General features: G+C 53.2%; 10 protein-coding genes. 6 read left to right on the top strand and 4 right to left on the bottom strand.

What is annotated here, in order from left to right:
- Positions 1 to 51: 51 nt before the first annotated feature.
- From M5B43_RS14795 to M5B43_RS14780, 4 genes are all read left to right on the top strand, one after another.
- Positions 52 to 1,740, top strand: coding sequence for a hypothetical protein (locus tag M5B43_RS14795; protein ID WP_248750811.1), 1,689 nt, complete (start codon positions 52 to 54; stop codon positions 1,738 to 1,740).
- A gap of 128 nt (positions 1,741 to 1,868) precedes the next feature.
- Complete coding sequence (locus M5B43_RS14790; RefSeq protein WP_248750810.1) at positions 1,869 to 2,939, top strand: RelA/SpoT domain-containing protein; 1,071 nt, start codon at positions 1,869 to 1,871, stop codon at positions 2,937 to 2,939.
- A gap of 87 nt (positions 2,940 to 3,026) precedes the next feature.
- Positions 3,027 to 3,947: a hypothetical protein gene (locus M5B43_RS14785; RefSeq protein WP_248750809.1), complete on the top strand. Its 921-nt coding sequence runs from the start codon at positions 3,027 to 3,029 to the stop codon at positions 3,945 to 3,947.
- A gap of 91 nt (positions 3,948 to 4,038) precedes the next feature.
- Positions 4,039 to 4,644, top strand: coding sequence for a hypothetical protein (locus tag M5B43_RS14780; RefSeq protein WP_248750808.1), 606 nt, complete (start codon positions 4,039 to 4,041; stop codon positions 4,642 to 4,644).
- A 779-nt stretch (positions 4,645 to 5,423) separates the two neighbouring features.
- Here the strand turns inward: M5B43_RS14780 and M5B43_RS14775 are convergent.
- Positions 5,424 to 6,227, bottom strand: a complete 804-nt coding sequence (locus M5B43_RS14775) for an HNH endonuclease (protein WP_248750807.1) — start codon at positions 6,225 to 6,227, stop codon at positions 5,424 to 5,426.
- A 324-nt stretch (positions 6,228 to 6,551) separates the two neighbouring features.
- On the opposite strand from M5B43_RS14775, the gene M5B43_RS14770 reads away from it, so the two are divergent.
- Positions 6,552 to 7,991, top strand: coding sequence for a phospholipid carrier-dependent glycosyltransferase (locus M5B43_RS14770; RefSeq protein ID WP_248750806.1), 1,440 nt, complete (start codon positions 6,552 to 6,554; stop codon positions 7,989 to 7,991).
- Positions 7,992 to 8,006: 15 nt separating this feature from the next.
- Here M5B43_RS14770 and M5B43_RS14765 read toward each other — a convergent pair whose 3' ends face one another.
- Complete coding sequence (locus M5B43_RS14765; RefSeq protein ID WP_071485524.1) at positions 8,007 to 8,495, bottom strand: TIGR00645 family protein; 489 nt, start codon at positions 8,493 to 8,495, stop codon at positions 8,007 to 8,009.
- A gap of 162 nt (positions 8,496 to 8,657) precedes the next feature.
- On the opposite strand from M5B43_RS14765, the gene M5B43_RS14760 reads away from it, so the two are divergent.
- The gene (locus M5B43_RS14760; RefSeq protein WP_248750805.1) at positions 8,658 to 10,484 is read left to right on the top strand and encodes a hypothetical protein; all 1,827 of its coding nucleotides are present in this window, start codon (positions 8,658 to 8,660) and stop codon (positions 10,482 to 10,484) included.
- Between the two features lie 225 nt (positions 10,485 to 10,709).
- Here the strand turns inward: M5B43_RS14760 and M5B43_RS14755 are convergent, their stop codons facing one another.
- Together M5B43_RS14755 and M5B43_RS14750 are read right to left on the bottom strand one after the other, a co-directional pair.
- Positions 10,710 to 11,039: a hypothetical protein gene (locus M5B43_RS14755; protein WP_248750804.1), complete on the bottom strand. Its 330-nt coding sequence runs from the start codon at positions 11,037 to 11,039 to the stop codon at positions 10,710 to 10,712.
- A 182-nt stretch (positions 11,040 to 11,221) separates the two neighbouring features.
- A complete protein-coding gene (locus M5B43_RS14750; RefSeq protein WP_248750803.1) occupies positions 11,222 to 13,660 on the bottom strand; it encodes an ATP-binding protein in 2,439 nt (812 codons plus the stop codon).
- Positions 13,661 to 13,866 lie beyond the last annotated feature (206 nt).

Below are 13,866 nucleotides of genomic sequence, written 5' to 3'. Positions count from 1 at the left end.
CGGAAATTTGCGGCTTTCCTAGGCCTCCCAAGTGAGCAGTTGAGGTCCGCTTTGGCTGAAGCTTACGATCACACAACCTTCATCGCAGGCCTGGCGCAAGCCGCCGATTTAGGCATTGGATTGGTTGATAAAGAAACGGTCATTAAGCATCCCTTCATTCGACCAGAAGGTAGTTGGGACTTCGATTTTGCCAACCGTTATAAAGCTGTGTATGGAGCCATTAGGTATGAACATACCCGCCCTAGTGGTCTGATTACAAAGTTGAGCGATCATCAACTTCGATTGATCCACAACATTCGGGCAAACCAAGAAGACTCGATCGAAGCACAAGCGCATGCAGGCACCGGCAAGACTTTTGTTTTGGACGAAGTCATGGCTTTGATGCCTGATCGCAGATTCATTTTTCTAGCAGACGCCGAGCCAAAACTCAGGGCAATTCGGGCACGCTTCCCACGAGAAAAAGTGCAAACTTCCACATTCAAAAGTTTGGCAGAGCTACTGTTATCGAAGGGCAACAAAGCTCTCCAAAACAAGATGGTCGGTGAGTCTAGACTGCCTCTGTCTTACTCGGAACTTTCTGAACAGGTAGGCTTTAGCCCTATTGGCAACCGAAGTTCTACACAAGTAGCGGCGCTGTGCTGGTCGGTGATTTTCAAGTTTTGCATGTCTAAAGATCTGACCATTACTTCCCACCACATTCCTCGGGACCAAATTCGATGGCTACGCCCGATTGATCAGGAAGTTGTAGCAGCAGCGGCCGCCAAACTTTGGTACAAAATGACTCAGTTAGATCTAGAAGCTCCCTCTCTTCCGGTCCGTGGTTACCACCGGATCAAACAAATGTCTTTAGTTGGGCTTTACGTGCCCGAAAACATTGACACCGTACTGGTAGACGAGGGCCATGATCTTACGGCGCCAATGGTCGAGCTTCTCGACAGGTCACCGCAAACAGTAATTTCTCTGGGCGACCAGTATCAAAACCTTGAAGGTCAATATGTGCAGCATCATGCAATGATTCGACATCGAGAGATGGCGACTTCGCTGCGTGCAGGGCCTGCGCTCGTGGGATACATCAATCCGCTCCTAGAGATATTTCCTGGTGTTTCTGCCCAACCTTTCTTGGCTGATAGGGCCAAGGAGATGGTTGTTGAGGAATATCCCGCCAACTCGTTCCCTCCGGAATCGACGGTTATCTTGGTAGCGGATGAGTGGGGGGTGTTCGACTGGCTCGTGCGCAGCCGTGAAATGGCTCAAGGCGCAGCAGTAATAGATTGGGATGAAAAGTTTGAGCTTTTCTTAGACGACTGCCTGAATTTATTTATGCGCAACGAGAAACCGAGGCATGGTGCCATCGCCCGCTATCGAACGTGGGATCAACTTCATGAAGACATGAAATGGAATGATGCATTCCTCAGAGTTGAAAAATGGCTTGGTACCGTTGGTGTTAATTTCGGCGTATCAGGGATTTACACGCGCGCTGGCATCGATGAACTTTCGAACAAAACTCCTGCGCGCCCATTGCTGGCGACAGTTTTCACAGTTAAAAACTTCGAATTTTCGCGAATGGCGATTTCGGAGGACCTCTATTATTCTCCTGATCTACAGGGCAAAAGGTTGCTTTCCAAAAAACTAGCGCTGCTTTATACGGCGATCACTAGGGCTTCGGGAAAAGTTTACTTTCCCGACACTCATCGCGAATGGATAGCCTGTATCACGTATGCGGCTAGTACCCTCAAGTAAATATTTAACTCGATTTGGAGTTCTTGACGAATTCACGCACCAAGACACGGATAGTTATCAGGCTCAACCGGCGGAGACATTACACAATGTGTGTCGCCTACTTATAGTTAGCATGCCAAGGAGAACAAATGCCATCTCTAGATTTTGAGGTTGAAAAGCAAAGTTTTCGTGACTATTACAATGGAAATCACGGACTTCTGGATGGGGCAAAAAGCTCCTTTATAACCTTGGTTAACTCTCTAATCAGAGCCTCCAGCGACATAGCCCTATCAAAGATAGAAGGCCGTGTAAAGGACAGAGATGAATGTATTAAAAAATTTAGTGAAAAATACAAAGCCAGCCTGGAAGCTAACGCTCAAGAATATCGAATATTAGACCACATTACAGATTTAATCGGTGTGCGCGTAGTTTGCCTATACGAAGATGATATAGAAAAAATTAAAGACCTTCTGAGTGTTCACTTCGAAGTTATAGACATTACAGATAAAATTGCGCAAATTGAGAATACTGAAAACTCATTTGGTTACAAAGGCTTACACCTGGACCTAAAATTAAACGAAAAACGAAAAGAGCTACCTGAATATTCACAGTTCGTTGATCTAGGGTTTGAGGTTCAGGTTCGCACGATAATTCAAGATTCATGGAGTGTATTGGATCACAAAATCAAGTACAAAAAATCTATACCAATTAACCTTAAGCGAAGAATTAATTCTTTGGCTGCTCTATTTGAAGTAGCAGACCGAGAGTTCCGAGAAATTCGCAACGCCACGGAGGAAAGTATAAAGGCAGAAGATATTCCTCAGGAGCAAATCACTAGAGAGTCTGATCAAATCGAAGCCGGGGAAGCACCTCCAAGGTTTAAGCCTTCCTCCCTAAATGCATTCAGCTTTTTGAAAATTGCACATCACTTTTTCAACGAATTCGACTTTGAAGCACGTAAAGTTGATGAGTTTACGGAGGAAGTTGTTTCCCTTAAGCCGGATATAAGTCGCGGCAAGTTTAACTTTTACATTCGGGAAAACATATCAAAAGTAAAAAGATACAAAGAATTTTTCGAAGAATCAAATCAAAACGAAAAGTTCAACCCATATGCCGTTATTAGACACTGCCTGTATTTGGGCGATAAGGAAATATTCGCCAAGCTACTACCCGGACAATCCGCGGAGACCTTCGAGGTCTGGCTTGCGGATAACGGCTAACAACTAGTTCAAACCGCTCGCGTCGCTCGCTGGGATGTGCTACAGCCCGCTCCTTAACCACATGCTAAATATCTTTCGGAAAAACAAATGTCAGCCAGCAAAAGCGAACACACTCTAGAGCTAGTTCAAGATCTCCTTGATGATCTGGAGCTAAGTAGATCTTCCGGAGAAAGCCTGATTCTAAAAGCATCAAGGTTAGCCAGGATTGTTGGGAGCTCTGAGATTAAAGAATGGCTTGGCTTTGAGCTTGGTGGCTACAAGTCATCTAACGATATCTCCTTAAAATATATGGGTATAACAGGTCGGTGGACAAAAAAAGAAGAAAACAAAGGATACTGGGTACCTTTCGCCCAAATAGATGCCTTGATTGAGGCAGAGAAGTCCAAGCTATCCGTTATGCGCATACCAGATTCTGCAGGCGACTATAATCACGCAGTATCAGTTGCTACTAGGGCAATGAATGAAGCCTCGGCCAGTATATCTCGCTATACCGGTATCAGAAGTAAAGTCATCGCGAGATTACACTCTTTCATAACAGACGTTTACTATGAAAAACTTTTCGACAATCTGACAGAGTCGATATTTGAGCAGTATCAACGCGACGTCGATAGCTTGATTTCGGATAAATGCCACGATGTGCTTGACCAGATACCCTCTGTCATGGAACGACTTAGCCATGGCGAGCAAGAGCCAATCAGTCACGCACTTATAACCTGTAGACGAATTATTGAATCTTTTGCCGATTCGATATTTCCAGCTACTGACGATGTGCTAGATATTGGCGGAAATATCCTAAAGCTAGATGCGGGAAAGCATCAGAATAGAATCAATGCATATATTCATCATCGTTGCGAAAGCAAATCCAGAAAGCAAAAATTTCGCCAAAACCTTGCTAATCTTTTTGATCGGGTATCGACTGGAGTACATCAGGATGTCACTCCAGAAGAGGCGCGCGCACTGTTTCTTAATACTTATCTATTTCTGGGTGAAGTGCTACACCTCGAATGAGAATCTTAACTAGCTCTTCAAATATTTCGCTTCGCTCGAGACGAGCTATACTCCGCCTCATAATCAAACACTAGGCGAATTAGGAATCTGCATGAACACACCAGATGAGGACGCCCGTGATGAGTGGTACTCTGGAATGGTTGATGAAATATCGGAGCAGGCAATCGATGAGTTCACATTTGATCGTTTGCGTTCTTACTATGTAAACAATCGAGATTTAGCCAAAAACGCTGTGTTAACCTTTCGCGAAGCCCGTGACATTCTGGCCAGTTCACCATCCTCTGCGCTTGTGCTCTTCACCACGGCAATTGAACTTGGTTTAAAACTCACACTATTGAAGCCTGTAATATATGGACTCGTCCATAATGATTCCGTTGCTGACCTAATTTCAGACCTCGCGGTTAAGCATAATGGCTTTGATAGATTCAAGCCCCTGCTGGCTCGGATCCTTAAAGAGTACGGCGGCATTGACTTCAATTCATTTAAAATTGAAGGACATACCAAAACAATCTGGGAAGAAATTAATGCCTTACAAGGCAGCAGAAACGCCGTTGTGCATAGGGGTGAGCTGGCTAGTAACGATGTTGCTACTCTCGGCAAAAACGTTGCTACCATGATAATGGGTACGTTCCTCCCTTGTGTATTGGCTGGCTTGGGCTTAAAGCTAATAGAGGGCGGAGTGATCGAGAATGCCTAACAAAATGTATGAGTCCGTTCGCTCGGACGGACTCAATCCGGCACCTTAACCTGAGTGTTAGTCAGTGTCCGCAATGGGGAAAACTGCCCTGAACAAATGGTTGCTTTTGGCCGAGACTGTGTGAAAACGTTTTTCAGCGCGACAGGTACTCAAAAATGTACTGCAAATCGCGCTTCTACGAAAATCCACATCTGCTGACGTGTCGATAAATTTCAGATTTAACGTATACGCGCGCACTTCAATTTTGGCGTAGCGTTTTTACACACTCTGGGCCGGTTTCTGCCTATCGCCTTCTTCCGACTAGGATCGATTGCTACCTGTTGCCCCGACCACTGTAACAAGATCACTGCTTATCATGGATGCGAAGCAAGGTTTCCAGATCGAATACAAGCGGGTGTCAATGGAATGCTATTTCGTGAGGTATTCCAATTGGTATTCCAATCAAAATACAAAACCAATATTAACGATAATAATCAATAGGATAAACTACTGTTTCAAATTACCCCGGCCCACCAAATGAACGAAAAAAGACGTCTATGGCCCTCTTTTTCTGTGACTGAAGTCCAGTAAATATGGAGAAAAATAAATCAGTCTCCCTCCGCCAGTCCCATTTTCCAGTGGGATAAAAGGCTGCTACCTATACTGTACTGATCAAGAGACCGCGTAATACCTTGAGAGCCAACTTGCCCGGTAAAGTAACGGCTAATGGGCCCGCCGTTAGGATGTCACTACCCAGGGTTCAGCCTCACAAAAAACCGTAGGCTGAACACAGTAGAAAACTAAGGCTCGATTACCCATCGCCCGCGCAACATGCCTTTCAGCTCATCAACGCTCAGCGTCATATCCCGCTTGCGATGGACCACGGCGTGACAGTTGGCGCACAACGTAACGAGGTCAGTCTCAGGATTCACGGCTTTCTCACCACCAAAGTCCGAAATCGGCACTATATGGTGAACGTGAATGAACCCCTTCGCGTGCTCGCCGTACGCCTGTTCGAAATCAAAGCCACATGCCTTGCAGTCAAGGCCGTGGATAGCAATGGCCTTCACCCTCAGATCTTTCCGGCGCTCGTAGCGGGTTCCAAAGTAACTTAATTTGCTGCCTTCATTGGCCGATTCAAAGGTCAATGGATCGCCTTCGGAATTTGGTGCGACCTGGTCAGCCTGGGAAGACAGGAGCTTCGCATGACTTAGGATTGCATCGTAATCCAGTTGGGAAATGGACCGAACCCCGTCACGCCAATAGTTGTTCACTCGAGTAGCGGGGATCGTCTCTAGGTACACTCCGTTAATTTTCGAGGGGATAGCGCCTTCAAACGGAGTGAAGTTTTCGATCAAAGCAAAAAGGTCCCCCTTATCACTCCTCCGGTCTGCGTAGACCTTGCCGATGCGTGCCATACCAAAATAATGCGGATCGGCGCTGAGGCGGACAGAAGCAAAGGTTTTGTCCTTGATGCGCCCTTTGTAATAGATCACTTCGGTTCCTTCAGCAAGCCAGGCTTGGTACCGCTTGGGGAAGTGATAGACAGCACCGGTTTCGTCTTGCCACTGCGATGTGTCGTTTTCAACGATGACTGCGGGCATTCCATTTCCTCTCGGCCGATGGCAAAAGCCTACCAAAAATGAGGAAACTTCTTACAAAATATTCCGCCTCAATTTTTTAAGATTCTTATTCTTTATATAAATTAATAAGATGAGAAAGCTTTTCAGCTTCCCCCGGCCATCAACAAAACCCACCCACTACGGGTTTTACCGTTTCTAGCCATCCCCCCCCATTAACCCACCTCAACCCTCCCCTCACAAAAAACCCACAGTCATTCACGAAATATTAAGAATCGCCTTCGTATACTCTCTGATTACCCCTGACCGCTCCCCCGACCGGTCTCTTGTCTCCGGTAGCCAGATTCCATGACGCGTCCCGTTCCTCTGCTGCTCCTGCTCGCTGCTCTGTTGTTCTTCTTTGCCTTGGGCAGCCATGAACTGCAAGGCTCTACCGAAGCCCGGGTTTCCGGGATTGCCATGGCCATGCACCTGGACAATGACTGGGTGGTGCCGCGTCTGTTTCGTGAGCCCTTCCTGGAAAAGCCGCCCCTGAGCCTGTGGCTGGATGCCGGGGCGATTCGCCTGTTTGGCGCGACGACCTGGGCCGTGCGTCTGGCGTCGGCGGTTGCCGGGTTGATCAGCGTGATGTTGTTCTACGGGATGCTGCGTACGTTTGGCCGGCCCAAGACGCTGGCGTTCTGTGCGGCGTTGATCCTGGCGACTATGGCCAGCTACTGGGGCAATGTGCGAGGTGTGGGCGAGGATTCGCTGCTCAGCCTGGGCATTACCGCGGCTTTGCTGGGGTTCTACCAGGCGATGCGACCCGCGTCCGAGCGCCAAGGCTCAAGCGCGTGGGGCTGGGCGTTGTTTACTGCGGGGATGGTCATCGCGACCTTGAGCAAAGGCGTGCTGGGCCTGGCCATGCCGGGTATCGTGATCTTTGTTTACTTGGCCAGCACCAGCGTCATGGATAAGCGCCTGCGTATCGGCGATTGGTTCAAGCCGGCGTTGTTCACGCTGCTGGCATTGGTGCCGCTGCTGATCTGGCTGGGTTTTCTGTACCAACGCGGCGGGATGCAGGCCGTGGGCGAGGTGTTGTGGACCAACAGCGTCGGGCGCTTCAGCGGCTCGTTTGTCGAGGCCGGGCATTACGAGCCCTTCTACTATTACATCGCGAAGCTGCCCGAAGCCTTCCTGCCCTGGAACATCCTGGTGTACCTGGGCCTGTGGCACTTCCGTAAAAGCCTGGTGCGTAACCGTTACCACTTGTTCTTCAGCGTGTGGCTGGTGGCGCAGTTCACCCTACTGACCCTGGCCTCCAGCAAGCGCACCGTGTACTTGATGGCCCTCACCCCGGCCGCCGCCGTGCTCGCGGCGGAATATGCACGTGTGCTGCTGGAATGGTTGAAAGACCGCAAGCCCGGCCTGTACCAGCACCGCCGCAGCGTGATCGCCGGCGTGTTCACGGTGCTGATTGCCTGCTACATGAGCGCTGCATTCTGGTTCGCCCCCAAAGCCGACGCTCGGGAGTCCTTCGTACCGGTGATCAGTCAGCTCCAGGCCCTGCAAGCAGAAGGTCGAGAAGTGGCGATGTTCCAGCCCAACGAACGCATTGCCGGCGCCGGGGTGTTTTACATGCAAGCCTACGTGCCCATCCTGCAAACCGAGCCCGAGCTGCGCGCATTCCTGACCGCCAAACCCGGCAACGTTGCGCTGATGGATCACACCGACCGGTTGAATGAGAAGGTCACGGTGATCAAGGAGATGGCGATCGGTCGCCAGCCTTACTACTTCGCCGAGCAGTAAGGCCGGTGCGGGGCATCAGTGCTTGGTGAGCTTGTCCAGGTAGCCCATGGCAAACGCCGAGATCACGAAGGTCATGTGGATGATGACGTACCACATCAAGTGCTGCGGATCGACGTTCTTGGCGTCCATGAAGATGCGCAACAAGTGGATGGAGGAAATCGCCACGATGGAGGCCGCCACTTTCATCTTCAGCGAGGAAGAGTCCATGGTGCCCAGCCAGTTGAGCTTTTCCTTGCTTTCATCGATGTCCAGCTGCGAGACGAAGTTCTCGTAGCCGGAAATCATCACCATCACCAGCAAGCCGCCGACCAGCGCCATGTCGATCAACGACAGCAGCACCAGGATCAGCTCGGACTCGGCCATCGAGAACACGCTTGGCAGCAGGTGAATCACTTCCTGGAAGAATTTCAGCGCCAGCGCCAGCAACCCCAGGGACAAGCCGAAATAGATAGGCGCCAGCAGCCAGCGCGAGGCGTACATAGCATTTTCGATAAAACGTTCCATTGAATCTCACACAGCGTGGTTAAAAATGGCCGCGAGTATATCAGCCGATAACAGGCACCTGTAACCGCGAGAAAACTGACCCAGGTGGCATCTGTAAGAGAGTTTTTCTGCTAGTGTCGAGACCATTAACTCGGCTCGATGATGTCGGACAGGAAGACTCAAATGATGGATGTGCGATCCCCTTTGGCCACTCTTGGCCTGTGCGCGGCGTTGCTGATGGCCAGCGGCTGCTCCCCCAAAGAAGAGCAGAAGAAGCAGCTCACCCTCGAAGAGAAAACCACACAGTTCGAAGCGTCCCTGGACAGCATCCAGGACCCCAAGCTACGCGATGCCGTCGCCGACCTTGGCGGCTCGCTGCTGTTACTGGAACGCGCGCGCGTCAAGCTCGCCACCAAGCCCATCGAAGCAGAATACGGCGAAGACACCCTGGCCGTGCTCAAGCATTACCCCACGCCCCAAGCCCTGGTGGACACCTACATCAGTGGCCTGTTCGTCCTGCGCAAAGCCTCCCACTCGGATTATCTGACAGATTTACAGCCCGTCTTCCCCTTCAGTTTCAACAGCCCGGACCAATTCCCGTTCCCCCACGGCCTGGAGTGGCAGTCGGTAACCTTGAGCAACAACAAAGTCATCCCCTTCCAGCCGGAATGGTCGGAAACCGATCCTGGCATCCAACTCAGCCCCAGCAGCTCCAACCTGACCAACCCCGATGACCTGACGGTGACTTACCCGTTCATCGAGGGTATCGAAACCGACAATAAGAGCCAGCCACAACCCATCAGCCTCAAGGGCACCGTAGAAGTGGTCGCGCCTGGCAAAGTGCTGACGTTCGACTTGTCGAAAAAAGACGTGGGGCACAAACGCACCGAAGGCAATATCACCCTCAACCTGTTGCTGCTTGAGAAAAACTACGCCGAGATCGAGCTGACCAATAGCGAGCCGCTGGCGCCGGAAGTCGGCGACGAGTCGCCCAACCCTTTGCTGGTGCAGGCTCGCGATAGCACCGGGCAATTTCTCACCCGGTCAGGTTCGATCAACGAAAATGCCGCGCAAGTGGCGTTTTACGAGAAACAACTGGCCCAGATGCAGAAACAGAAAGCGTGGTCGGACGCCTTTGAAAAGCAACTGACAGACGAGCAAAACGCTTTCGAACGCAAGCAAAGCAGCCATTACGCCAAAGTCTATTTCAATGGTCTGATCGATAACCTACAGGTCGATGTACTGGATTTTTCCAAGGCCACCCTCACCCGCAAGGACCTCGACCTGCCGGTTCTGCGCTTCGACAAGAACAGCCTGCAGAAGACCGTGCAAGCCTTGCCGATGCCGGTGACCGTGTATGACGACAGCGCCGCCAGTTGGCTAAAAGACGCATCGATGACGGAGGAGCAGCTGAAAAAAAGCGTGACGATCAGCCAGTCGAGCGAAGATGCCAGCGCCGCGAAGATCGTGTTTGACCACCCGTTCACGTTCAATGACGACCTGGCCGGCGCCGATCGCAACAATAGCGACGCGCCCATTACTTTCTTCACGGCGGACGACAAGGGCGAGCGCGGCGAGCCCATCGAGCTGCCGGCCGAGGCTTTCGAGCTCAATGCCGGCAGCGGCACGCTCACCTACGACCTCAACCTGTTCCCGGAGAACCCCGCCTTTGTGGTGGGCTCGGTGCCGCTGTTTCTGGCCACCATCGAGAAAAACACCATTGACGTGACCAAGCTGCCCAAGGGCCTGTCGCTCAAGGACAACGCACTGGTCGTCGATCAAAAAGACTTCCCCGCCGACAGCTGGCGCTTCTATGCCAAGGACGCCAGCGGCAACTACCTCAAGGAAATCCTCGGCGTCAGCCACCGCGCGCAGGAATACGGCACGGCGCTATTTGACGTGCATTATTTCTATGGCCAGCCGACCACCCTGGAAAGCTACCAGCGCACCAACCTCGATATCGTGCAATACGGTTTTGAGGTCAAACTGGATAAGCCCGAGAGCAAATAACCCCTACCGTGGGGCATGGGCCAATACCCGTCAGTTAAGCGCTAGACCGAGCAACCGCTAACCTGTGGCGAGCGGGCTTGTTGTGGCGAGCGGGCTTGTCCCGCGTTGGGGCGCGTAGCGCCCCCAAAGAATGCGGTGTACCCGATACTCCGCAAAGACAGCTTTTGGCCACAGTAATAGTGTCCCGTCTTAACTGACTGGCATTAAGGCATGGGAGCAATCCGCTCAGTGATGGGTATCACTGACCGGCTGCACCCGCCCGCCATTGAGCTGTCGCAGATGGGCCTGCAGGTGCAGGCACCAGATCTGCGGGTCGTCTGCCAGCTCGTAGCCGTGCAACGTCAGGCTTTGCACAATCGACTCCAGAATGGTTTCTGCCACGAAGGGCCCATGGAACGGGCCCTGGGACTTGATGGTGGAAGGCTGTTCGCCCGTCATTCCGGCGGCAAACAACAACGTCCACATCCCGTTATCCCCCGCAAGAGGGCGAATGGAGCATTCGATACGGGTGACCAGGCCCAGGCATTGGCGGGTGAGGCTAAGGTTGCGCGACATGGCGGCGCCCCTCGGTAGATCGGTATTCAGCCTCAAACATACGGCGAGGCTGTCTCTATCCTGCGACTCCTGTGGATATCCCTAGAGCTGAGAATAGAAGAAAAACGCGACAAACCAAGGTTGTAGGGACCAACGGGCGTTGGTCCCTGGGGTAGGAGTCAATTTTGTGGCAGGTTAACCCATCAGCTCGGCTTCGCTTCGGCCAACGCCTGCTGCGCCAACTCCTTCTCCGCCTCCTTCAAGTCTTCCTCGCTGACCATCTCGGCAATCGCGCGCAAACGCTCGACCACACGGGCATTGACGGTGCCTTCCGGGAATTGCCCCTCCGCGTCCGGCTCACCCGCCGGCTCACCGACCAACAGGCTCAGTGCCTCATCCGCCTGGCGCACCGCGTAGATATGGAATTGCCCGGCGCGCACGGCCTGCAGCACCTTCTCATCGAGCATTAGCGTGGCAACGTTAGCCTGAGGAATGATCGCCCCCTGCTCACCCGTCAAACCGCGCGCTTCGCACAGGCGGAAGAAGCCTTCGATCTTCTCGTTGACCCCGCCCACCGCCTGCACTTCACCAAACTGGTTGATCGAGCCGGTGATGGCAAAGCACTGCTTGAGCGGTGTCTTCGACAAGGCCGAAATCAAAGTGCACGCTTCGCCCAAGGATGCACTGTCGCCGTCCACATAACCGTAGGACTGCTCCAGCGCAATACTGGCCGAGATCGCCAGCGGGAATTCCTGGGCATAACGACTCCCCAGGTAACCGGTGAGGATCATCACCCCCTTGGAGTGAATCGGTTGGCCGAGGTTAACTTCACGCTCGATGTCGACAATGCCGCTGCCGCCCGGGTACACCGTGGCGGAAATCCGCGCCGGTACACCAAACGCCGAGTCGCCTACCTCCAGCACCGTCAGCCCGTTGCACTTGCCCACGGCAGCGCCAGCGGTGTCGATCAGGATCACCCCGGCGAGCATGTCGTCGAGGATCCGCGCCGACACGCGCCCGGTGCGCGTGGCCTTGGCCTTCAGCGCACGCTCGATATGCCCGGCATCGGTCATTTCATCGCCCGCCAGGTGGCGAATGAAATCCGCCTCGCTGACCAACTGGAACAAGTCGCCAATCCGCGCCGACAAACGCCCCTGATGCTCCGCCAGCCGCGCACTGTAAGTCGCCAGGCGTGCCACCGCGTCCGACGTCAGCGGCGCCATGCCCTCTTCCGAGGTGCGGGTTTTGAGCAACTGGGCGAACTGCTCCAGGCTTTCGTCGACCATCGGGATGTCTTCGTCGAAATCCACCAGCACCCGGAACATTTCCTGGAAGTCCGGATCAGCGTCTTGCAACGCGTAGTACAACTGACGGGAGCCGATGATGATCACCTTGACCTGCAAGGGGATCATTTGCGGGTTGAGGGTCACGGTGGCCAGGCGCCCCAGTTCGCCCAGCGGCGACTCCATCTTCAGCTTGCGCGACTGCAAGGAACGCTTGAGGGCGTCCCACACAAACGGCTCGCTGAGCATTTTTTCGGCTTCGAGAATCAGGAAACCGCCGTTGGCACGGTGCAAGGCGCCCGGGCGCAACTGGCGATACGTGGTGTAGAGCGCGCCCTGGTCGGTGCTGTATTCGATACGGCCAAACAGGTTGTCGTAGGTCGGGTGCGGCTCAAACACCACCGGCGCGCCGCCGTTGACCGGATGGCCCACCACCAGGCTCGGGCAGTATTGCTCTTCAAGCAGCTTGCGCGCCTGGGCGTCGGTCTTGGCGTCGTCCACCAGTTGCTCAACCACGGTTTTCAGCAGGTACACCTGCATGGCCTGCAGGTAGCCGCAGACTGCCGCATTTTCCGCATACTTTTCCGACAGTGGCGCCAACAAAGGCTGCAGAGCAAGGGTGATGGTTTCTTCGTTGAACTGGCGCAACTGGTTGTTCGACTCACGCTTCCACTGCGGCAGGCTGGCCAGTTCTTCGTTGAGGCGCTCTTCCAGTTCGGAAATATCGGTGTGGAAGCGCTCGCGATCAACTTCCGGCAGTTGCGAGAACTCCGCTTCGTCCAGCGCCTTGCCGTCGAGCATCGGGGTAAACGCAATGTTGGAGCTGTCACGGTACAGCGCCACGTCTTTTTCCAGGGCCAAGCGCTCGATCACGTCCAACGCCTTGTCGTAGCGCTGGTTGAAGGCACGGTCGATGGCGCTTTTGCGCTGTTGATACGTCGGGTGCTCGAAGACGGCCGGGAAGGTCGCCACCAGGTTGTCGACCAACCCGTTGATATCGGCGATGAACGCCGCCGCGGCGCCCCCTGGCAATTCCAGCGCGCGCGGTTCGCGAGGCTCATCGAAATTATTCACATAGACCCAGTCCGCCGGGGTCTGCAGGCGCTTGCCTTCGGCTTTCAGGTAACGTTTGACGAACGAGAAACGCCCGGTACCGGGCTCGCCCATGACAAACACGTTGTAACCGGGACGTGGCATGGCCACGCCGAACTGCAATGCTTCAACCGCACGTTCCTGGCCAAGCACACCGCGAAAGGGCTCCAAATCATTGGTGGTCGAGAAGCTGAACTGTTCAGCGGAGAAAGGGCGAGTCAGCGCTTCGGGCGCTAGACGCAAGCTGGCAGCAACAGGATCAGGCATCGGGCTTCCTTACATCAGGCGGGGCAGATGACGGCATTCTGGCTCCCGGTCACGCGCTCTGGCAAGGCGCGCCGTTGGGGAAAGCATAGACACCGAAGGCGTCATGCAAAAAAAACGCGATAACGCGGATTGTTTTATAAAAAATAACGGAACCCCGGGATCGTGCCTAAACTCCAAACTGCGCGGGTTGGACTAATAACTGGCCC

Source organism: Pseudomonas sp. MWU15-20650 (assembly GCF_023242475.1).
In the GTDB taxonomy this organism is placed as follows: domain Bacteria; phylum Pseudomonadota; class Gammaproteobacteria; order Pseudomonadales; family Pseudomonadaceae; genus Aquipseudomonas.
The sequence above is the reverse complement of the archived record's forward strand: the minus strand, read 5'-3'. Positions and strand labels throughout refer to the sequence as shown.

What these genes read in the sequence shown, in the direction of transcription:
- M5B43_RS14790 (WP_248750810.1), top strand. Translation starts at nt 1,869, where the DNA reads ATGCCATCTCTAGATTTTGAGGTTGAAAAGCAAAGTTTTCGTGACTAT.
- M5B43_RS14785 (WP_248750809.1), top strand. Translation starts at nt 3,027, where the DNA reads ATGTCAGCCAGCAAAAGCGAACACACTCTAGAGCTAGTTCAAGATCTC.
- M5B43_RS14780 (WP_248750808.1), top strand. Translation starts at nt 4,039, where the DNA reads ATGAACACACCAGATGAGGACGCCCGTGATGAGTGGTACTCTGGAATG.
- M5B43_RS14775 (WP_248750807.1), bottom strand. Translation starts at nt 6,227, where the DNA reads ATGCCCGCAGTCATCGTTGAAAACGACACATCGCAGTGGCAAGACGAA.
- M5B43_RS14770 (WP_248750806.1), top strand. Translation starts at nt 6,552, where the DNA reads ATGACGCGTCCCGTTCCTCTGCTGCTCCTGCTCGCTGCTCTGTTGTTC.
- M5B43_RS14765 (WP_071485524.1), bottom strand. Translation starts at nt 8,495, where the DNA reads ATGGAACGTTTTATCGAAAATGCTATGTACGCCTCGCGCTGGCTGCTG.
- M5B43_RS14760 (WP_248750805.1), top strand. Translation starts at nt 8,658, where the DNA reads ATGATGGATGTGCGATCCCCTTTGGCCACTCTTGGCCTGTGCGCGGCG.
- M5B43_RS14755 (WP_248750804.1), bottom strand. Translation starts at nt 11,039, where the DNA reads ATGTCGCGCAACCTTAGCCTCACCCGCCAATGCCTGGGCCTGGTCACC.
- M5B43_RS14750 (WP_248750803.1), bottom strand. Translation starts at nt 13,660, where the DNA reads ATGCCTGATCCTGTTGCTGCCAGCTTGCGTCTAGCGCCCGAAGCGCTG.